Here is a 20,145-nt window from a genome sequence, read left to right as displayed (position 1 = left end):
TACTATGGAGGGGCAAGCGAAACACCAAGGCAACCACAGGAGCCACGGCATGACTCAGCGAACGGTTTCAGACCTCATCGCGGAACGCCTGCAGGCGTGGGGCGTAGACAGGGTTTTCGGGTACAGCGGAGACGGCATCAACGGCTTCATGGGCGCACTCCGCCGGGTCGAAGGGGAGATAGCTTTTGTCCAGGCCAGGCACGAGGAAGCAGCAGCGTTCATGGCCGTAGGACACGGCAAGTACACCGGCGGCGTGGGTGTGGTCACCTCCACGCAGGGCCCCGGAGCAGTCCACCTCCTCAACGGGCTCTACGACGCCAAGATGGACAGCGTCCCGGTGGTTGCCATCATCGGGCAGCAGAGCACCTCCGTGCTGGGATCTGCCTACATGCAGGAAATCGACCTGCTCACGCTCTTCAAGGACGTCGCCGCCCAATTCGCCCAACTCGTCAGCTCCGCGGAGCAGATTCCCATGGTGATAGACCGGGCGTTCCGCACCGCTTTGGAAACCAAGTCCCCCTGCGTCGTCATCATTCCCCACGACATCCAAACAGCAGAGGCGCCCTCCCTTGAGCACGAACACGGCATAGTCGTCACAGCCCCGGTGTGGCACCCCGCGGAAGTGATGCCCCGCGCGGAAGATCTGGACCAGGCTGCGGATCTCCTCTCCGTGGGAGAACGGATCGCGCTCTTCGTCGGCCAAGGAGCCCGCGGTGCGCAAGCAGAGGTGATCGCGCTGGCACAACAGCTTGGCGCCGGCATCACCACCAGCTTGCTGGGCAAGCCCTGGATCGACGAAACACTGCCCTTCAATACAGGGACCATGGGCCATCTCGGCACCACAGCCAGCGCGTACCTGCTGGAACACTGCGACACGTTGCTGATCATCGGTTCCAACGATCCCTGGACCGAGTTCTACCCCAAACCCGGGACAGCTAAAGCGGTACAGATCGACATCGACGGCCGAAAAATCGCCAACCGCTACCCGGTGGATGTCGGACTGGTGGGCGACGCCGCCGGAACACTCCGCGCCCTCAGCCAGCGGCTCGGCGCGAAGGACCAGCCCGCACGCAACACCTGGCGAACCGACGTCGAAGACCAGGTCCGGGCCTGGCGTGAGCTCTCGGCGGAACGGGCCGCCATCCCCGCTGAACCGGTCAACCCCGAGCTGGTGGTGCGGGAACTCAACGGCAGGCTGCCCGGGGACGCCCAGGTGAGTATCGACGTCGGCAGTTGCGTTTACTGGTACGCCCGGCAATTGATCCTCCCGGAGGGAGTCCCGGCGCATCTTTCCGGCACCCTGGCGAGCATGGGTTGCGCAATTCCCTATGGGCTGGCGGCGAAGCTCGCCCAGCCCGGGCGGCCGGTTGTTGCTTTGGCCGGCGATGGCGGCATGCAAATGCTGGGTATTGCCGAACTGGTGACCGTGGCGCACCGTTGGCGGGACTGGGCAGACCCGCGGTTCGTGGTGTGCGTTTTCAACAACCGGGACCTCGCGGAGGTTTCCTGGGAGCAGCGGGAAACCGAGGCGGAGCCACGTTTCAACGCAAGCCAGGAAATCCCGGATTTCCCCTTCGCCGGCTATGCGGAGCTGCTCGGCCTTAAGGGCGTGCGCGTTGATGACCCAAAGAAACTGGGCGCAGCCTGGGATGAGGTACTGAACGCCGATCGGCCGGCGGTGTTGGAAGTCATCACCGACCCGAACATTCCGCTGCTCCCGCCCTTCCCGGCGGGAGAAGAGAAGCTCGAGGGCATGCGTTCCGCCCTTGCCCAGGAAGGCGACACCGGCAAACACGCCCGTGGGCTGCTCAACGCTTTCGCCGAAAGTGAGGCCCGGCTCCGCTCTGATCAAGGGCGGCATTAAGAAACCGTCAAGATTGATGGCAGCCGCATTAAGGAACCGTTAGGAACGCCTTTTCGCCGCATCCATGGGAGTTGACTGACATCAGCCCCGCTAACGGGGTGCTGATGAAAGGACGTTCCAATGGCCGACGTGGCTGTTGTGGTGATTCTTGTGCTGAGCATGGGAATCGTGATGTGGGTGGCCCACCTTTTGGGCACAATGATCGACGGCGAGGGCCCGGTGAGCGGGCAATGATGCTGGACGCGATCATGTGGGTGGGGCTGTTTCTGGTGGGCCTGGCGTTGATCGGCTACCTGCTGGCAGTGCTGCTCAACCCGGAAAAGTGGTGATGGCAGGTGGTTTTCAGCGCCGCATCAGTGATCACCCAAATAGCCGTACTGCTGGTTGCACTGTTTCTGGTGCACAAGCCGCTGGGCATCTACATGGACAAGGTTTTCACCGGCTCCAGGTCGTCAAAGCCTGAACGGGTGTTTTACCGATTGGCCGGAGTGGACGCCGGAACTGAACAGAGCTGGTCTGTGTATCTGCGCAGCGTTCTGGCTTTCTCCGCCGTTTCCATCCTGGTGATCTTCGCTTTGCAGCGGCTCCAGGGCGTGCTCCCGGGAAGCAATGGACTGCCGGGTGTTGATCCGTGGGTGGCAATGAACACGGCAATTTCCTTTGTCACCAACACCAACTGGCAGACGTACGCGCCGGAGGCCACTGTGGGCATCTTCGTCCAGATGTGCCTGCTGGCGGTCCAGAACTTCCTCTCCGCCGCAGTAGGAATCGTGGTGGCCATCGCCCTGATCCGCGGCATCGTGCGGGCCGGGACGGACCGGCTGGGTAATTTCTGGGTGGACGTCACCCGGGCGTCCTTCCGACTCCTCCTGCCCCTGGCGGCGGTGGCAGCAATCGCCTTGGTGATTGGCGGCGTCGTACAGAATTTCTGGTCCACGGACGTCACCAACCAGGCCGCAGGCGTCAGCCAAGTGATCCCCGGCGGGCCGGTTGCTTCGCAGGAAGCCATCAAGGTGCTGGGGACCAACGGCGGCGGCTATTTCAATGCCAACTCAGCCCATCCCTTTGAGAACCCCAACGTTTTCACCAGCCTTTTCCAGGTCTTCCTGATCCTCCTCATCCCGTCCGCACTCCCTTATACCTATGGGCGTATGGTGGGCGACCAACGCCAGGGATTCACGGTGGCCGGCGTCATGGGGGCGCTTTGGCTGACGTCCACTGCCTTGATGGCGTGGGCTGTTGCCTCGGCCCAAGGAACAGCGACGACGGCGGCAGGCGGCCTGGGTGAAGGCTTCGAGCAACGCCTTGGTCCCGCCGCGAGCTCCATCTTCGCAGCGTCCACCACGCTCACCTCCACCGGAGCCGTGAACGTGGCGCACGATTCCCTGCCTCCGCTGGCCGGAGGTGTGGCCATGCTGAACATGATGCTCGGCGAGGTGGCTCCCGGAGGTACCGGCTCAGGCTTGTACGGCATGCTGGTCCTGGCCATCATTGCCGTGTTCATCGCCGGCCTGATGGTGGGCCGGACCCCCGAATTCGTGGGTAAGAAGATCGGCCCGCGCGAAATGAAACTCGCTGCCCTGTACATCCTGGTGACGCCCACCCTGGTGCTGGTCTTCGCGGGGATCACGGCACTTCTTCCGGATGCCATGGCCAACGCCCCGGCCGGTGGACCCCATCAGTTCAGTGAGATGCTGTATGCCTTCACCTCGGGTGCCAACAACAACGGCTCCGCGTTCGGCGGCATCACCAGCTCCGGGCCCTACGTCTCCGCTGCGCTTGGGGTTGCCATGCTGCTGGGACGCTTCCTTCCCATCGCCCTGGTCCTGGCACTGGCTGGCTCCCTGGCCCGGCAACGGAAGATCCCGGTGTCTGCAGGAACCGTGCCAACGCACGGTGCCCTGTTCGGCTCACTCCTCCTCAGCGTCACCGTGATCATGACGGCTCTTAGCTATTTCCCGGCCCTCGCCTTGGGCCCCCTCGCAGAAGGACTCATTCAATGACCCGGTCCAGCTCGGCACCAGCCGCGGACACCTCAGCCCTGACCTACGGTGACGGCAACCCCCTGGGAATGCCCGGAGAGCACAAGCACCACACCAAAGCGCCGGCCAAGCTCAACGCCGCCACCATCAACGCAGCCCTTCCGGTCGCCTTCGCAAAGCTCCACCCGCGGCAGATGGTTCACTCCCCCGTCATGTTTGTTGTGCTGGTGGGTGCTGCAGCATGCACCATCATCTGCCTGTTCAAGCCGGCGGTTTTCGGAATCGTGGTCACAGCGTGGCTGTGGTTGACGGTGTTGTTCGGAACCCTGTCCGAGGCAATTGCAGAAGGCCGCGGCAAAGCGCAGGCGGACAGTCTGCGGGCCAGCCGCAAAGGCGTGATGGCCCGCGTGCGGCTGGAGGACGGATCGGAAAAGGAAATACCTGGAACCGACCTCAAACTCAACGACGTGGTGATCTGCGAGGCCGGTGACGTGATCCCTTCGGACGGGGAGATCATCGAGGGCCTGGCCAGCGTTGACGAGTCCACCATCACCGGTGAATCGGCGCCGGTAATCCGGGAGTCCGGCGGAGACCGTTCATCGGTAACCGGTGGGACCAAAGTTTTGTCGGACCGGATCCTGGTCCGCATCACCGCGGAACCGGGTGCCACGTTCATCGACCGGATGATCAAGCTGGTTGAGGGTGCTGTCCGGCAAAAAACGCCCAACGAGATTGCCCTGCACGTGCTGCTGGTTTCCCTGACCATCGTCTTTCTGGTGGTCACCATAACCCTGGCACCCATCGCATCCCTGGCCGGTGCCACGCCGTCGCCGATCGTCCTGGTGGCGTTGCTCGTCTGCCTGATCCCCACCACCATCGGCGCCCTGGTCCCGGCCATCGGCATCGCCGGCATGGACCGCCTGGTCCAGCACAACGTCCTCGCCACCTCCGGGCGGGCGGTGGAAACAGCAGGTGACATCACCACCCTGCTGCTCGACAAAACCGGAACCATCACCTACGGCAACCGGCGGGCGGTGGGCTTCTACCCTGCGGCCGGCATCGGACAGGACCAGCTCGTAGCCGCGGCCCGGCTGTCCAGCCTGGCGGACGAGACGCCCGAGGGCCGGTCCATCGTGGAACTGGCCGACCACGATTCCGGCAACGGCAGCAGCGGCAACCCGTCCTTGGAGGAACTCAGTTCAGCTACTCCCGACCTGGCCATAGTTGAATTCACCGCCATGACCCGGATGAGCGGCCTGGACCTGGGCGGACGCCGGATCCGCAAAGGTGCCGCGGCCGCCGTCGAACGCTTTGTCACCGAAGCGGGCGGCACCATGCCAGCCGATGTGCAGCAGCGTGTTCAGGAGATCTCGGCCCAGGGCGGCACGCCGCTGCTGGTGGCTGAACACACGCACGACGGCGACGCCAGGGTTCTGGGAACAGTGCACCTTGCGGATGTGGTGAAGCCCGGGATGCGGGCCCGCTTCGAGGAACTGCGGAAGATGGGCATCCGCACGGTGATGATCACCGGCGACAACCCTGTCACGGCCAAGGCGATCGCGGCCGAAGCCGGGGTGGACGATTTCCTCGCTGAAGCAACCCCCGAAGACAAGATGGACGTGATCCGCAAGGAACAGGGTGAAGGTCGCCTGGTGGCCATGACCGGCGACGGCACCAACGATGCTCCCGCCCTGGCGGCAGCGGATGTGGGGGTTGCCATGAATTCCGGTACGCCGGCCGCCAAGGAAGCAGCCAACATGGTGGATCTGGACTCCGATCCCACCAAACTGATCGACATTGTGGGCATCGGCAAACAACTGCTCATCACCCGCGGGGCATTGACTACGTTCTCCGTGGCCAACGATGTGGCCAAGTACTTTGCCATTGTTCCCGCCCTCTTCACGGCAGCCTTTCCCGGTTTGGGAATGCTGAACATCATGGGGCTGGCCACTCCGGCGTCGGCCATCCTTTCCGCGGTGATCTTCAACGCACTCATCATCCTGGCGTTGGTTCCGCTTGCCTTGCGGGGCGTGAAGTACCGGGCGGTTTCCGCCAGCCAGGCTCTGGGCAGAAACCTGCTGCTCTACGGGCTGGGCGGGCTCGTGGCACCGTTCATCGGGATCAAATTGCTGGACCTCATCATTTCCCTCATCCCCGGCATCGGCTAGGACAACACCATGAAAATGTACTTGCGCCAAGCGGCCACTGCCGTACGGTTTCTGCTCTTCGCCACCCTGGTGCTGGGTGTCCTGTATCCGCTGGCAGTCTTCGGAGCCGGCCAGTTGGTGGCCCCGTTCCAGGCCAACGGATCGGTGGTCAAAGACCAGGCCGGCAATCCGGCGGCCTCGGCCCTGATCGCCCAAGTGTCCGCTGACGGTTCCGGCGCGCAAAGTCCGGAGTGGTTCCACGCCCGTCCTTCGGCTGTCAGCTGGGACCCGGCGTCGTCGTCGGCAAGCAACATGGGCCCCAACGATCCCAAACTGCTCGACGCCGTCTCCACCCAGCGCGCGGCCATCGCCGCGGCGGAAGGGGTGGCGGTGACGGACGTTCCCGCAGACGCTGTGACGGCCAGCGGTTCGGGCCTGGACCCGCACATTTCCCCCGCATACGCCCGGATTCAGGTGGCGCGGGTGGCCGCCGCCCAGGGCTTGAACCCAGACGATGTACAACGCCTGGTGGACCTGCAAACCAGCGGAGGGGCGGAAGCTTTCCTGGGACAGACCTCGGTCAACGTCACGTTGCTGAACCTGGACATCGCGGCGGCCGCGAACCGCCACTAGGGCTGGAGGACTTAGTGGAAGAATGGCGTTCATGGCGCGGGCAGCACTAAGAATATTCCTGGGGGCGGCCCCCGGCGTCGGCAAAACCTATGCCATGCTCAAGGAAGCCCACAGGCTTCAGGAGCGCGGCGAGGACGTGGTGGTGGCCTTCGCCATGCACCACGGCCGCGCCGATACCAAGGCGCTCACTGATGGCCTGGAGGTCATCCCCACAAGGAGCGTCGAGTACCGCGGCGCCACCTTCGAAGAGATGGACCTCGACGCGGTCCTGGCCCGCCACCCGCACACGGCGGTGGTGGACGAGTACGCCCACACCAACATTCCCGGAGGCCGGAACCGCAAGCGCTGGGAAGACATCGAGGAACTGCTTGAGGCGGGCATCAACGTGCTCTCCACGGTCAACGTCCAGCACCTGGCCTCGCTTGGGGACGTGGTCAGCGCCATTACCGACGTCCGGCAAGCCGAAACCGTCCCTGATGAGGTGGTGCGGCGGGCGGACCAGATCCACTTGGTGGACATCTCGCCCGAGCTCCTCCGGCAACGGCTGGGGGACGGAAAGATCTACACCGCGGACAAGATCGATGCCGCGCTGTCCAACTACTTCCGCACGGGCAACCTGACTGCCCTCCGGGAACTGGCCCTGCTGTGGCTGGCTGACCGGGTCGATGAAGGCCTGGCCCGCTACCGCGCAGAAAACCGGATCGAGGAAAGCTGGCCGGCCCGGGAACGGATCGTGATCGGACTGACCGGCGGACCTGAAGGTGAGGTCCTGATCCGCAGGGCGGCCAGGATCATCAAGCGCGTCAACGGTGGGGACCTGCTGGCCGTCCATGTGCGTGCCGCCGATGGCGTAGCCGCCGAATCGCCGCAGGACCTGGAGGCCCAGCGCACCCTGATCCGCGACCTGGGCGGCAGCTACCACATTGTTTCCGGGGAAGACCCTGCCAAGGCACTGCTGGACTTTGCCCGCAGCGTCAACGCCACCCAGATCGTGGTGGGCGTTTCACGCCGGAAAGCCCTGGCGGGACGGCTGATGGGCGGCGTCGGAAACAGGGTGGTCCGTGACTCGGGCGACATCGACGTGCATATGGTTTCGCACCCGTTGGGCGGGCGTGGAAAGGAACGTCCCCGGCCCCGGGATCTGGGGCGGGTACGGGTGATAGTGGGGTTCGTGCTCGCTGTTGTCCTGCCGGTCCTGCTGCAGCTCCTGCTGGCCGCCAGCCCATCGCACAATATTGCGACGGCGGTCCTGGTCCAGCTCAGCGGCTCGGTCGCCGTCGCATTGGTGGGCGGGCTTTGGCCTGCATTGCTGGCGGCCCTGTGGAGCAGTGCGTTGGTGAACTACTTTTCGATTCCGCCTCTAGGCACCCTGACCATCAGCGATCCGCAGAACCTCCTGGCCCTGCTGGTATTCGCCGGTGTTTCATCCGCCGTAGCAGTAGTGGTGGACCTTTCGGCAAGGCGCTCCAAGGAAGCCGCGCGGGCCCGGTCCGAAGCCACCACCCTGGCCGACCTGACCCGGGGAGCTACCGCGGCGGAGGACGCGGTAGCCGGGCTGCTCGAACAGGCCTTGGACGTTTTCGGAGTCCGCCGGGCAGCCCTTTACCAAGCAACCGACGGCGACGACGGCTGGCGGCTGGTCGCGGAGGCGGGCGGAAATGCTCCCGCCGAGGACGGGGAAAGCGAGAACACCGAACAGATCGATCCCACTACCCGTCTGGTCCTCACGGGCCGGGTCCTCCCTGCGAGCGATCGCCGCCTGCTGGGAGCGTTCGGTACCCAGCTGATGGCCCAGTTGGAACGCCGCCAGCTCGCTGCCAGCCAGCGGGAGGTGATGCGGCTCGCCGAGAGCAACACCATGCGTACCTCCATACTCCGCGCCGTTTCCCACGATCTGCGCACCCCCTTGGCTGGCATCAAACTCGCCGTGGGTGGCTTGCGGCAACCCGGAGTCCGCTACACCGAACAAGAGGAGCAGGAACTGCTGGCTACCATCGATGAGTGCTCGGATCGCCTGGACGTGCTGGTGGGCAACCTCCTGGACATGTCCCGTATCACCTCCGATTCCGTGAATGCCCTGATCAAGCCCACCCGCTGGTCAGAAATAATCCCGGCGGCCCTTCACGGGGTACCGTTCGGCAGGGTGAGGATAGACCTGCCACCCAACATGCCGGAGGTGGACGCTGACGGTGGAATGCTCGAAAGAGTCGTCGCCAACATTGTTGAGAACGCCGTGAAATACGCGCCAAAGTCAGACATCGTGATCGTTGGCAGCGCGGGTGGACTGAGTACCGCCACGCTGGGCGGCCAGCCCGCCGGCGAACTGAGGATCATCGACCACGGCCAGGGCGTTCCCGCGGCCAACGTCCTGCGGATGTTCCAACCCTTCCAAAGACTCAACGATGTGCCGGCCACTACCGGCGTCGGTTTGGGGCTCGCCGTCGCCAAGGGTTTCACGGAGGCTATGGGTGGGACACTCACCGCGGAGGAAACCCCAGGGGGCGGACTGACCATGGTGATCCGGCTCCCGTTGTCCACGGGCTCCTATTCCACCGCCCAGGCGCTGAAGGCATGATCAACGTGCTGGTGGTGGACGACGATCCGCACATTGTCCGCGCGCTCGCCATCACCCTCAAGGGACATGGCTACACAGTCATCACTGCGGTGGACGGAGAGTCGGCGCTGCACGCAGCCGCACAACGTCCCGTCAATATCGTCATCCTCGATCTGGGTCTTCCGGACATCGACGGCGCAACGGTCATTACCAGGCTTCGTGAGTGGAGTGACGTTCCGATCCTGGTCCTGTCAGCACGTCACGGTTCCAGCGACAAGGTGGAAGCCTTGGACGCTGGCGCGGACGATTACGTCACCAAACCCTTCGGCCTGGAAGAACTCCTGGCCCGACTCCGCGCAGCATTGCGGAGGCGGACGGAAAACAGTGCGCAAACCACCACTGTGGAGACGGAAGCGTTCACCGTCGATTTGGACAAGCGGAAAGTCACCGCAGCGGGCCAGGATGTCAGGCTGACTCCCACCGAGTGGAGCATCGTGGACATCATGGTCCGTAATCCGGAGAAGCTGATCACCCATCAGCAACTCCTTACCGAGGTGTGGGGCCCCGCCTACGCCAAGGAGGCCAACTACCTCCGCGTGTACATGGCCCAGCTGCGGCGGAAACTGGAAGCCGACTCGGGCAATCCGCAGCACTTCATCACTGAGCCAGGCATGGGCTACAGGTTCGTCCCCTGAAACGTTTCCGCTAAACGAAAGCCGCCCGCCGTCGTCGTACTTTCAGTGAAGTACGACGACGGCGGGCGGCCCAGGCGCGGTACGGCGCTTTAGAGGTTCTCGATCAGCGAGACGTCGCGGACGGCTCCCTTGTCTGCCGAAAGCGCCATGGCTGCGTAGGCCCGCAAGGCCGGTGAGACCTGGCGGTCCCTGTTCTTGGGCTTGAAGCCGCCGTTGACCAGGAGCTTTTCGCGGCGCTCGGCCAGGATCTCGTCGGAGACCTTCAGCTGGAGGGAACGCTGCGTGATGTCGATGCTGATGATGTCGCCGTTTTCCACCAGGGCGATGTCGCCCCCGGAGGCAGCCTCGGGGGAAATGTGCCCGATGGACAAACCGGAGGTTCCGCCGGAGAAGCGGCCGTCAGTGATGAGTGCGCACTTCTTGCCCAGGCCGCGGCCCTTGAGGAAGGACGTCGGGTAGAGCATTTCCTGCATGCCCGGACCACCGCGGGGGCCTTCGTAGCGGATCACCACCACGTCGCCTTCCTTGACCGACTTGTTCAGAATCATTTCCACGGCTTCGTCCTGTGATTCGCAGACGATCGCGGGTCCCTCGAACTTCCAGATGGACTCGTCCACGCCTGCGGTCTTCACCACGGCACCGTCCACGGCAATGTTGCCGCGCAGCACCGCCAGGCCACCGTCCTTGGAGAAGGCGTGCTCCACCGAGCGGATGCAGCCACCTTCGGCGTCCGTGTCCAGGGAGGTCCACACGTTCGACTGCGAGAAAGCCAAGGAGGAGCGGACGCCACCTGGCGCCGCGTGCCACAGGGCCTTGGCTTCTTCCGTTGCCTTGCCGCCGCGGACATCCCAATCGTCCAGCCAACCGTCGAGGTCATTGGAGTGAACGGAGTGGACGTTCTTGTGCAGGAGACCGCCACGGTTCAGCTCGCCCAGCAGCGCAGGGATGCCGCCGGCGCGGTGCACGTCTTCCATGTAGTAGGTCTTGTTCCCGGCAACGTTCGGGGCAACCTTGGCCAGGCAGGGAACCTGGCGGGACTTGGCGTCCATCTCGGCCAGGCCGTAGTCCACGCCCGCTTCCTGGGCAGCTGCCAGCAGGTGGAGGATGGTGTTGGTGGAGCCGCCCATGGAGATGTCCAGGGCCATGGCGTTGTCGAAGGCTTCGGCGGTGGCGATGCTGCGCGGCAGTACGGAGTCGTCGTCGCCGTCGTAGTAGCGCTTCACCAGCTCAACAATCGTGGAACCGGCCTTCTCATACAGCGCCTTGCGTGCCGTGTGGGTTGCCAGCACCGAGCCGTTGCCCGGGAGGGCCAGCCCGATGGCCTCGGCCAGGCAGTTCATGGAGTTCGCGGTGAACATGCCGGAGCAGGAACCGCAGGTGGGGCAGGCGTTCTCTTCGATCAGGTTGATGTCCTCATCGGAGATGGACTCGTCCACGGCGTCGGAGATGGCGTTCACCAGGTCAAGTGAGCGCACGGAGCCGTCGGTCAGGGTCACGCGGCCGGCCTCCATGGGACCGCCGGAAACAAACACCACGGGGATGTTCAGGCGCAGTGCTGCCATGAGCATGCCCGGCGTGATCTTGTCGCAGTTGGAGATGCACACCAGGGCGTCGGCGCAGTGGGCGTTGACCATGTACTCAACGGAGTCGGCGATCAGGTCGCGGGAGGGCAGTGAGTACAGCATGCCGGAGTGACCCATGGCGATTCCGTCATCCACGGCGATGGTGTTGAATTCGCGCGGCACGGCACCGGCGGCGAGGATCGCATCGGACACGATCCGGCCCACAGGCGCCAGGTGGGTGTGGCCGGGGACGAACTCGGTGAAGGAGTTGGCCACCGCGATGATCGGCTTGCCGATGTCCGTGTTGGCAACACCGGAGGCACGCAGCAGTGCGCGGGCTCCGGCCATGTTGCGGCCGTGGGTGACAGTTCTTGAGCGTAGTGCAGGCATAGGTACCATCCTGCTGATTTTCTACGGCAGGCGGAAGACGGTGCTGCTACTAGTACTGAAAGTAACAGAGTAATAGTGTTGAGGGCGTGAGCAATGAACAGCGCAAGGAACTGGGCCTCTTCCTCAGAACCCGCCGCACCCAGGCCTTGCGCTCGGACTATGGCCTGCCTCCGGTGGGCAGGTCCCGCGAGCGCGGCCTCAGAAGGGAAGAGATTGCGTTCCTCTCCGGAGTGAGCGTCACCTGGTACACCTGGCTCGAACAAGGCCGGGACATCAGCCCCTCACGGCAGGTCCTTGAATCGATTGCGCGCGCCTTGCATCTGTCCGATACCGGGTTGGGCTACGTCCTTTCCCTGGGTGGTTATTCATCTGCGCCTCCGAAGGGCCCGGTCGCAGCGGACGCGCCCGCTCACGTGCAACGCCTTTTGGAGGCCCTTGATCCCAACCCCGCCTATGCATTGTCCCCGGATTGGGGCGTTGCCGGTTGGAACCGCGGCTACGAGGCGCTGTATCCGAACATCGGAACTTTCGACGCCGCCGACAGGAACCTCTTGTGGCTGGTTTTCACCGACCCCTATGTCCGCGACCTGCTGCCGGATTGGGATATCACCAGCAAAAGGTTCCTCGCCGAGTTCAGGGCTGAAACGGGGCAACGGCTGGGCGATCCGGATGTCGCGTACCAAGTGGAACGGTTGAAGGAAGCAAGCCCCGACTTCCAGGAAAGCTGGGACCGGTACGACATCCTGGGGTTCCAGTCACGGGAGCGGCTGTTCCACCACCCGGCAGTGGGAGTCCTTCAAATGGAGCACCACCAGGTCTCGCCCTCGGACCGGCCGGACCTGCACATCGTGGTGTACACGCCCGCTCCGGGCAGCGATGCCGGCGAACAGATGGAACGGCTCATGGGTAAGGGCAAGCAGATCGCCCTATAAGGTCAGCGCTGCTTCATCGGGGGTGGCCAGAGTCAGGACGGCCTCCTCCACCGTCTCGTGGTCTTCCAACTCGCGCTCCAGCCGGCGGAGGACCACGGCCACTTCGTGCTCCGGATGATCCCCCACCAGGTCCACGGCCGCAACGAGGTACAGCTTGCGGGGGCCCACGAATTCCAAGTGGAGGTACGTGAGCCGGGCGATGTCCGGATGGTCAAGCACCCGCCGGACCATGGAGCGTTCAATGTCCGGGGTAACGCCCTGGCCCACAAGGAATCTCCGGTTACGGTCGATCAGCACCACAGCTACGACGGCCAGCAGGATGCCCACCACGATCGAGCCCACGGCGTCCGGCACCGGCGATCCGGTGACTTGGTGCAGGAACACCCCGGCAAAGGCGACAACCAGGCCAACCAGGGCGGCAGCATCCTCAGCGAAGACGGCCCGCAAGGTGGGGTCGGAGCTGATCAGGACCTGCTCCAACGTGTGCCGCTCCAGTTCTCTGGCTGCCTTCCGGGTCTGCCGGAAGGCCTGAACAAAGGAGAAGCCTTCAAGGACAAAGGCCAGGGCCAAAACCACGTACGCCACCACGAAGTCCGACGCAGGCTCAGGAGTGATGAGCTCCTGGATGCCGTGCATGATGGACACCACGGCCCCGGCCGTGAAGAGCCCGAAAGCGGCGAACATCGACCACACATACGCTTCCCGGCCGTAACCCATCGGGTGGGCCTTGTCCCGCGGGCGCTGGGATCGCCGTTCGGCCAGGAACAGGAACACCTGGTTTCCGGTATCCGCCCAGGAATGCGCTGCTTCTGCGGTCATCGATGCGGAGCCCGTGAGCGCCGCAGCCACCGACTTGGCGGCCGCGACCAGGGTGTTCGCCGCGAAAGCGATGATGACGGTCAGCAGCGTGGAACCGGACTTGTCTCGCTTCTGGGATGCGGCCATGGGGATACCGTACCCAACTGCAGGGAAAACAAAAGCCGCCCACCGCCGTCGTGCTTGAGTAAAGCACGACGACGGCAGGCGGCTTGCGCGTTCAGCGTCAGGCGGTCAGGCGGGAATCTGGCTGGCCACGCGCGGCGCCTCTGCAGCCGGCAGTCCTTCGCCGGCCTGGCCGTACAGCCAGTCGTTGTACTGGAAGTCGTTGTCCTTGCGGCTCTTGAACAGCAGGTTTCGGAGCGTCCGCGCCAGCCCGGAAACATGCCAGGACTCACCCCATACGCGGGCCGTTCGCTGGACCCGGGCGGTGCGGGCGGCGCGGACCTTGTTGAATTCCGCAATGGCGTCGTCCCACGCGGACGGGTTGGCGCCGTCGGCGGTGAAGACGGTGCCGGCGCTGACGTCCTGCAGCACGGCGGCGTCTTCGAGTGCCTGGCAGGCGCCCTGGGCGAGGTACTGGAGCATCGGGTGGGCGGCGTCGCCCATGAGGACCATACGGCCGGCAATCCAGTTTTCGATAGGGTCGCGATCGTACATGGGCCACCGGATACTGGTGCCGAGGTTCGCGAGGGCGGCCTGGACGGCGGGGACACAGTCCTTGTAGGCGGCCTGGAGCTCGTCCACTCCCCCGTACTGTTCTTCGCCGCGCTCAAAGGACGGGGATTTGAAGACAGCCACAGTGTTCAGCAGTTCGCCCTTACGTAGGGGGTACTGCACCAGGTGGCAGTCCGGTCCGAGGTAGACCACCACGTCCTCAAGGTCGGTGGCGGGGGTCTCCGCGGTGATGGGAACGGTTCCCCGGTATGCGACGTAAGCCGAGGAAACGGGTTCATCGGAGGCAACCAGGGGACGCAGCGTGGACTTCAGGCCGTCAGCGCCAATCACTACGTCCGCTTCATAATCGACACCGGCCGCAGTGTGAACGATGCCCCGTCCGTTCAAGGTTTCCACGCTGTCCACCATGACGTCGTTGACCAGCTTCACACCTGCCGCTTCACATCCTTCGAGGAGTACGCGGTGCAGGTCGCTGCGGTGGATGACCACGTAGGGGGCGCCGTAGCGTTCCTCGAATTCCCCGCGCAACGATTGTCGGGTCAGCTCTTCACCGGTGACGGCGTCGCGGAACACCAGGTGCTTCGGCTGGACGCCGATCTCCAGGGCCTTCTCCAGCAAACCCCAGCGCTTCAGGACGCGGGAGGCGTTCGGGGCCATCTGCAAGCCAGCGCCAACCTCGCCGAATTCGGGGGCACGCTCCACGAGCGTTACGTTGGCGCCGTTCTCGCGGAGGGCCAGGGCACCGGCCAGGCCGGCCATTCCTCCTCCCACAACCAGGACATCGGTGGACGGGGCGTACTCAGGCATTGCTTGCTCCTTGGGAGATCTTGTTCTTGATGTTGAGTCCGACGGCGGCCAACAGGACCGCTGCGACAGCGGCGGCACCGGCGAACGCGAGGAAGTTTGAGTTGACGCCCAGCCCGGCGGCGAGCAGCAGCCCACCCACCTGCGGCGCCACGACGGCACCGATGCGGCCCGTGCCCAGCGCCCAGCCGAGCGCGGTACCCCGCAGATGGTCCGGGTAGTGGCTCGCCACGGCAGCGATGATGAGGCACTGCGTGCCATGGGTCCCGACGCCGGCTAGCACCAGCGCCAGATACACCACCGCCACGGGCGGGCTGGCCAGGAGGGCAGCAAGCCCGACGGCGGCGACGGCGGCGGCCGCTATCGCCGTCGGAATCGGACCGAAACGGGTGCCCGCCCAGGCCGTGATGACCGAGCCGGCCACGGCGCCCAGGTTCAGGGCCAAGGCGAACGTCAGGGCGGACCCGAGGTTGTAACCGGCCAACTGCATCAGGTTAGGCAACCAGGTACCGAGGCCGTACCAGGCGAACAGGGTTGCGATGGTGGCCAAGGCGAACAGCACGCTGACACCGAGGTAAGGCGCACGGAGGAGGGAACCGAACCCTGCCTTCTTGTTGGCGTCAGTGCTTGCGCCCTTCCCCGGTGCCAGGGTCTCCGGGATGAACTTGAGGCCCAGCGGCACCACGATCACCAAGGCCAGTGCTGCCACGAGGAACATGGCTTGCCAGCCGAAGGCGGGAATCAACGGGATACCCACCAGCGCCGCGATGGAACCACCGATGGGTACACCGGACATCATGAGCGTGGCGATGGAAGACCGCCATTTGGCTGGTACCAGTTCGGCCACCAGCGCGTTGGCGGAGGGGACAAGCCCGCCCAGTCCTATGCCGGCGAGGAGGCGAAGAATGCCGAAAACGGCCGCGTTGGGGGCAAGGGCACACAGGATGGTGAAGACCGAGAAGACAATCGCACAACCGATGATGGTTTTTCGTCTGCCCCACGAGTCGGCCATTCTTCCGGCGAAGATGGCGCCGATCATCATGCCGAGGAACGCCATGGAGCCGATGGTTCCTGCGGTGGCTTTGGTCAGCCCCCAGCCTGTTTCGGAAATCAGGGATGACTGGACGGTGCCGTAGACGATGAGGTCGTAACCGTCGAAGACCACCAGCAGCCAGCAAACAAGGACGGCCAGCGCTGAGCCTTTGGAAAAGCGCGGCGCGGTGCCGGGAGCGTCAGCGGTGACAGCTCCGGAGGTTGGTCCATGCGACGCTGCAGCGGGAAGTGTGTGATTCATCCCACCACTGTCCTGCCGGCCGCAGCAGCAGCACCATACAATTCTGTTGTGCAGAATAATTCACCTCAGCCGTCTACCCGGAAGCCGCTCCAGAAGCGGCCCACCTATTCCATTGAGGCGGTGGACAACGCCTTGCAGCTCCTCCAACTGCTTCGCGATGGTGGCGCACTCAGGCTCAAGGACGCTGCGTCCGAATTAGGCGTGGCTCCGTCCACGGCCCACCGGCTGCTGGCCATGCTGGTCTACCGCGGATTCGCGGTCCAGGACGAAAACCGGCGGTACGTGCCCGGGCCGGCCATGGGCGTGGGTCCCGCGGGACTGGGCTGGACCAGGCCCCTGCGGGACCTTGCGCTGCCACACATGGAACTCCTGTCGGCTCGGCTCGACGAAACGGTCAACCTGATGGTTCGGGTAGGCACCAAGGTCCGCTTCCTCGCAACGGTTGAGGGCAGCAACGTCCTGCGGGTTGGGGACCGCCAAGGTACGGTCATGCCTGCAGACAAAACCTCAGGCGGCAAGGTCATGCTGGCCGAACTTGAGCCAGCCATGATTGACCAGCTGTTCCGCAGCCAGAACGCCCGAATTGGCGGCGACACCATCCCGGACGACAGCTATCCCGCCTTTCTCCGGGAACTCGAGGCGATCCGCGGCAACGGTTTTGCCGCAAATTTCGAGGGAACCGAAGAGGGCGTCAGTGCGCTCGGAATGGCCGTCCACAACCGGCATGGCCAGGTAGTGGGAGCGTTGAGCGTCGCCACTCCTGCCACCAGGTTCCGCAAAGTGTTCGACGCCGGTTTGGTCGCCGCCCTGCGTGAGACATGCCGGCAACTCGAAATCGACATCGCCGCCAACCCCGCCGACGAGGACTAAGCAGAGCCACGGCCTTCACCCTGCCTTGCGAGGCCCACTCTGCACCCCAAACACGCCCCAAACCACGCAGAGTAGGCCCCACAACGCAGTAACTAGTTCTGTACAGCAGAATTTCCTCGGACCCCGGTACCGCCGTCCGTAGGGTCGAACTACGCCAAGAACTGTTCGGACCTATCGAGGAGGCCTACGTGTCCATCAGCGCCGAGAACACGACCCACGAATCCGTGGCCGCCAGCCACGCCCTGCCGGAGCCCACTCCGGAGGAGGCTGCCCAGTTGGAGCAGTTGTATAAGGATTTCGCAGCGGGGAACATGGTTCCGCTTTGGACCGAGATCGGTGACCTGATGCCGATGGTCCCCACCCCGAAAGCTCTGCCGCATGTCTGGCGCTGGAATGACCTGTACCCGCTGGCCGCCCGGGCCGGCGACCTGGTTCCGGTGGGCCGGGGTGGCGAGCGGCGGGCCATAGCCCTCGCGAACCCCGGCCTGGCTGGTACCCCGTATGCGACCCCCACGTTGTGGGCCGCGATCCAGTACCTGGGCCCGCACGAGGTAGCTCCGGAACACCGGCACTCCCAGAACGCCTTCCGGTTCGTGGTCGAGGGCGAAGGCGTCTGGACTGTGGTCAACGGGGACCCCGTGGCAATGCGCCGCGGAGATTTCCTGCTCACACCGGGCTGGAATTTCCACGGCCACCACAACGACACCGACCAGCCGATGGCGTGGATCGACGGTTTGGACATCCCGTTCGTGCACTACGCCGACGCCGGGTTCTTCGAATTCGGCACCGAACGCGTCACCGATGAAGCCACCCCGGACATCTCCCGCTCGGAAAGGCTTTGGGCCCACCCCGGCCTACGACCCCTGTCCGGACTGCAGGACACCACCAACTCCCCCATCGCGGCCTACCGTTGGGAACACACCGACGCGGCCCTTCGTGAGCAGCTCCTGCTCGAGGACGAGGGCCACCCGGCCACGGTGTCGCAGGGCCACGCCGCCATCCGGTACTCGAACCCGACCACCGGTGGGGACGTCATGCCCACCATCCGTGCCGAGTTCCACCGCCTCCGCGCCGGCGCTTCCACTGAGCCGCTCCGCGAGGTCGGCTCCAGTGTCTGGCAGGTCTTCGAAGGCACCGGCACAGCCATCCTCAACGGCGAGAGGAAAGAGCTTGCCAAGGGGGACCTGTTCGTCGTCCCGTCCTGGCAGGAATGGTCGCTGACGGCGGACGCCGATCAGCCCGGCTTCGACCTGTTCCGCTTCAGCGACGCCCCCATCTTTGAACGACTGAACTTCAACCGCAGCTACACCGAAGGACGCAAGAACGCATGAGACTCCTGACCCTCCGCACCGAAACCGCCGCTGGCAAAGGCACCGTAGCTGTCCGCCAGGACGGCGAGACCCTGACCGAGATCGACGGTTTCGCCGATGTCGGCGCCCTGCTGGCGGACCCCGCCTGGGAAACCACCGCGAAGGCGGCCAACGGCGCAACGCATGCCCTCGACGGCGCCGACCTCGCCGCCGTCGTGCCCGCACCGGGGAAGATCATCTGCGTTGGCCACAACTACCGCAACCACATCAAGGAAATGGGCCGGGACATCCCCGAGCACCCCACCCTGTTCGCGAAGTACACCGAATCGCTGATCGGCCCGAACGACGACCTCGCCCTGCCGCAGGAATCGGACACCGTGGACTGGGAAGCCGAACTCGCCGTCATCATCGGCAAGAAGGGCCGCCGCATCCCCGAGTCCGAGGCGGCGGAGCACATCGCCGGTTACGCGGTCCTGAACGACGTCAGCATGCGCGACTACCAGTTCCGCACCATCCAGTGGCTCCAGGGCAAGACCTGGGAGAACTCAACACCCTTCGGGCCTGCCCTGGTCACCAAGGACGAGTTCAGCGCCGGACCGCTCATGACCTCTGCTGTGGACGGAGAAATCCAACAGTCCACTCCCACCGGCGACCTCGTGTTCACTCCCGAATTCCTGGTCTCCTACATCTCCACCATCATCACCCTGAACCCGGGCGACGTCATCGCGACCGGCACGCCCGGCGGCGTCGGCCACGCCCAGGACCCCAAGCGGTACCTGCAGGAAGGCCAGCTCCTGGTCACCACCATCGAGGGCCTGGGCCAGCTGAGCAACCGCGTGGTCAAGGAAGCCTGATGGTCGCGCGCCACGACCTCGCCACCGACCCGCGCCTGCAGGAAGAACTCCTGCAGGCGCGGCGGGGCACCGCGTTCTTTGCCCGCAAACTCAACGAACTTTCCGACGCAGAGCTCGACGGCGGGACCCGCCTTCCGCACTGGACCCGCCGGCACGTGGTGGCCCACGTCGGGTACAACGCCCGCGCTATCGCGCGCCTTGTCGAATGGGCAGCGACCGGCATCGAAACACCCATGTACCCCTCGCCCGAGGCCCGGAACCGGGAAATCAACTTCGGCGCCACGCTGTCCCCCATCGCGTTGCGGAACCTCTTCGACCATTCCGCCGTGCACTTGTCCGTCGAATGGCGCGACCTCCCGGACACGCACTGGACCCATGAGGTCCGCACCGCCCAGGGACGTACCGTGCCTGCCTCTGAAACCGTGTGGATGCGGACCCGGGAAGTGTGGATGCACGCCGTGGACCTCGACAACGGCGCCGCGTTCGACGACATCCCCACCCCTGTCCTGGAACGGCTCCTCAAAGACATCACCGGCGCCTGGAAAACCCGCGGTACCGATACTGGACTCCTCATCACAGTGGACGAAACCGGCCAGGCGTTCGGCGACACCAGTGCCACGAACCCGACGATCGTCACCGGCACCCTGCCCGCCGTCGTCGAGTGGGCTGCCGGGCGCAGCAGGGACGCCACGAAACCCGTCCCACCCCCTTGGATCTGAGAGTTTTGAACACGTACTGTACAAAAAACCGATAATTCAGC

16 protein-coding genes are annotated in these 20,145 nt (G+C 64.7%); 12 read left to right on the top strand and 4 right to left on the bottom strand.

Annotation, left to right across the window (positions count from 1 at the left end):
• The first annotated feature begins 49 nt into the window (after positions 1-49).
• The 7 genes from ABHM97_RS12455 to ABHM97_RS12425 all read left to right on the top strand — a co-directional run bounded on the left by ABHM97_RS12455 (position 50) and on the right by ABHM97_RS12425 (position 9,875).
• On the top strand, positions 50-1,864 hold the full coding sequence (locus ABHM97_RS12455; RefSeq protein ID WP_349470896.1) for a thiamine pyrophosphate-requiring protein: 1,815 nt from the start codon (positions 50-52) through the stop codon (positions 1,862-1,864).
• Positions 1,865-2,094: 230 nt separating this feature from the next.
• Positions 2,095-2,193 carry a potassium-transporting ATPase subunit F gene (locus ABHM97_RS12450; protein ID WP_235520203.1) on the top strand — a complete coding sequence of 33 codons (99 nt, stop codon included), beginning with the start codon at positions 2,095-2,097 and terminating at the stop codon, positions 2,191-2,193.
• A 6-nt stretch (positions 2,194-2,199) separates the two neighbouring features.
• Positions 2,200-3,867 (top strand): potassium-transporting ATPase subunit KdpA, encoded by a 1,668-nt coding sequence (gene kdpA / locus ABHM97_RS12445; RefSeq protein WP_349470895.1) that lies wholly within the window; start codon positions 2,200-2,202, stop codon positions 3,865-3,867.
• A complete protein-coding gene (gene kdpB, locus ABHM97_RS12440) occupies positions 3,864-6,014 on the top strand; it encodes a potassium-transporting ATPase subunit KdpB (protein WP_349470894.1) in 2,151 nt (716 codons plus the stop codon). Before kdpA ends, kdpB begins: the two co-directional genes overlap by 4 nt.
• Before the next feature lie 9 nt (positions 6,015-6,023).
• The gene (locus ABHM97_RS12435) at positions 6,024-6,626 is read left to right on the top strand and encodes a potassium-transporting ATPase subunit C (protein WP_349470893.1); all 603 of its coding nucleotides are present in this window, start codon (positions 6,024-6,026) and stop codon (positions 6,624-6,626) included.
• Positions 6,627-6,657: 31 nt separating this feature from the next.
• The gene (locus tag ABHM97_RS12430; RefSeq protein WP_349470892.1) at positions 6,658-9,201 is read left to right on the top strand and encodes a DUF4118 domain-containing protein; all 2,544 of its coding nucleotides are present in this window, start codon (positions 6,658-6,660) and stop codon (positions 9,199-9,201) included.
• On the top strand, positions 9,198-9,875 hold the full coding sequence (locus tag ABHM97_RS12425) for a response regulator (RefSeq protein WP_284985132.1): 678 nt from the start codon (positions 9,198-9,200) through the stop codon (positions 9,873-9,875). The genes ABHM97_RS12430 and ABHM97_RS12425 overlap by 4 nt, the downstream gene beginning before the upstream one ends.
• Before the next feature lie 89 nt (positions 9,876-9,964).
• On the opposite strand, the gene ilvD is transcribed toward ABHM97_RS12425, so the two are convergent.
• Positions 9,965-11,827 (bottom strand): dihydroxy-acid dehydratase, encoded by a 1,863-nt coding sequence (gene ilvD / locus ABHM97_RS12420; protein WP_349470891.1) that lies wholly within the window; start codon positions 11,825-11,827, stop codon positions 9,965-9,967.
• A gap of 86 nt (positions 11,828-11,913) precedes the next feature.
• On the opposite strand from ilvD, the gene ABHM97_RS12415 reads away from it, so the two are divergent.
• The gene (locus ABHM97_RS12415) at positions 11,914-12,759 is read left to right on the top strand and encodes a helix-turn-helix transcriptional regulator (RefSeq protein WP_349470890.1); all 846 of its coding nucleotides are present in this window, start codon (positions 11,914-11,916) and stop codon (positions 12,757-12,759) included.
• On the opposite strand, the gene ABHM97_RS12410 is transcribed toward ABHM97_RS12415, so the two are convergent.
• The 3 genes from ABHM97_RS12410 to ABHM97_RS12400 form a co-directional block, all read right to left on the bottom strand.
• Positions 12,754-13,704, bottom strand: coding sequence for a cation diffusion facilitator family transporter (locus ABHM97_RS12410; RefSeq protein WP_235520211.1), 951 nt, complete (start codon positions 13,702-13,704; stop codon positions 12,754-12,756). The genes ABHM97_RS12415 and ABHM97_RS12410 overlap by 6 nt on opposite strands.
• Positions 13,705-13,809: 105 nt before the next feature.
• On the bottom strand, positions 13,810-15,060 hold the full coding sequence (locus tag ABHM97_RS12405) for an FAD-dependent oxidoreductase (protein ID WP_349470889.1): 1,251 nt from the start codon (positions 15,058-15,060) through the stop codon (positions 13,810-13,812).
• Positions 15,053-16,351, bottom strand: coding sequence for an MFS transporter (locus ABHM97_RS12400; protein WP_349470888.1), 1,299 nt, complete (start codon positions 16,349-16,351; stop codon positions 15,053-15,055). Before ABHM97_RS12400 ends, ABHM97_RS12405 begins: the two co-directional genes overlap by 8 nt.
• A 48-nt stretch (positions 16,352-16,399) precedes the next feature.
• Between ABHM97_RS12400 and ABHM97_RS12395 the strand changes: the two genes are divergently transcribed.
• From ABHM97_RS12395 to ABHM97_RS12380, 4 genes are all read left to right on the top strand, one after another.
• On the top strand, positions 16,400-17,221 hold the full coding sequence (locus ABHM97_RS12395; RefSeq protein WP_349470887.1) for an IclR family transcriptional regulator: 822 nt from the start codon (positions 16,400-16,402) through the stop codon (positions 17,219-17,221).
• 188 nt (positions 17,222-17,409) lie between these two features.
• Positions 17,410-18,552 (top strand): cupin domain-containing protein, encoded by a 1,143-nt coding sequence (locus tag ABHM97_RS12390; RefSeq protein WP_349470886.1) that lies wholly within the window; start codon positions 17,410-17,412, stop codon positions 18,550-18,552.
• Positions 18,549-19,385, top strand: a complete 837-nt coding sequence (locus tag ABHM97_RS12385; RefSeq protein WP_349470885.1) for a fumarylacetoacetate hydrolase family protein — start codon at positions 18,549-18,551, stop codon at positions 19,383-19,385. The genes ABHM97_RS12390 and ABHM97_RS12385 overlap by 4 nt, the downstream gene beginning before the upstream one ends.
• A complete protein-coding gene (locus ABHM97_RS12380; RefSeq protein WP_349470884.1) occupies positions 19,385-20,104 on the top strand; it encodes a maleylpyruvate isomerase family mycothiol-dependent enzyme in 720 nt (239 codons plus the stop codon). Before ABHM97_RS12385 ends, ABHM97_RS12380 begins: the two co-directional genes overlap by 1 nt.
• The last annotated feature ends 41 nt before the right edge of the window (positions 20,105-20,145 follow it).

The sequence above is a fragment of the Paenarthrobacter sp. CAP02 genome (assembly GCF_040137855.1).
Classification (GTDB): Bacteria; Actinomycetota; Actinomycetes; order Actinomycetales; family Micrococcaceae; genus Arthrobacter.
This window is presented reverse-complemented; position numbering and strand designations above follow the sequence as displayed.

Bases quoted from the DNA above. Each gene is read 5' to 3' on its own strand.
- ABHM97_RS12455 (WP_349470896.1), top strand. From the start codon at position 50: ATGACTCAGCGAACGGTTTCAGACCTCATCGCGGAACGCCTGCAGGCG.
- ABHM97_RS12450 (WP_235520203.1), top strand. From the start codon at position 2,095: ATGATGCTGGACGCGATCATGTGGGTGGGGCTGTTTCTGGTGGGCCTG.
- kdpB (WP_349470894.1), top strand. From the start codon at position 3,864: ATGACCCGGTCCAGCTCGGCACCAGCCGCGGACACCTCAGCCCTGACC.
- ABHM97_RS12435 (WP_349470893.1), top strand. From the start codon at position 6,024: ATGAAAATGTACTTGCGCCAAGCGGCCACTGCCGTACGGTTTCTGCTC.
- ABHM97_RS12430 (WP_349470892.1), top strand. From the start codon at position 6,658: ATGGCGCGGGCAGCACTAAGAATATTCCTGGGGGCGGCCCCCGGCGTC.
- ABHM97_RS12425 (WP_284985132.1), top strand. From the start codon at position 9,198: ATGATCAACGTGCTGGTGGTGGACGACGATCCGCACATTGTCCGCGCG.
- ilvD (WP_349470891.1), bottom strand. From the start codon at position 11,827: ATGCCTGCACTACGCTCAAGAACTGTCACCCACGGCCGCAACATGGCC.
- ABHM97_RS12410 (WP_235520211.1), bottom strand. From the start codon at position 13,704: ATGGCCGCATCCCAGAAGCGAGACAAGTCCGGTTCCACGCTGCTGACC.
- ABHM97_RS12405 (WP_349470889.1), bottom strand. From the start codon at position 15,060: ATGCCTGAGTACGCCCCGTCCACCGATGTCCTGGTTGTGGGAGGAGGA.
- ABHM97_RS12400 (WP_349470888.1), bottom strand. From the start codon at position 16,351: ATGAATCACACACTTCCCGCTGCAGCGTCGCATGGACCAACCTCCGGA.
- ABHM97_RS12385 (WP_349470885.1), top strand. From the start codon at position 18,549: ATGAGACTCCTGACCCTCCGCACCGAAACCGCCGCTGGCAAAGGCACC.
- ABHM97_RS12380 (WP_349470884.1), top strand. From the start codon at position 19,385: ATGGTCGCGCGCCACGACCTCGCCACCGACCCGCGCCTGCAGGAAGAA.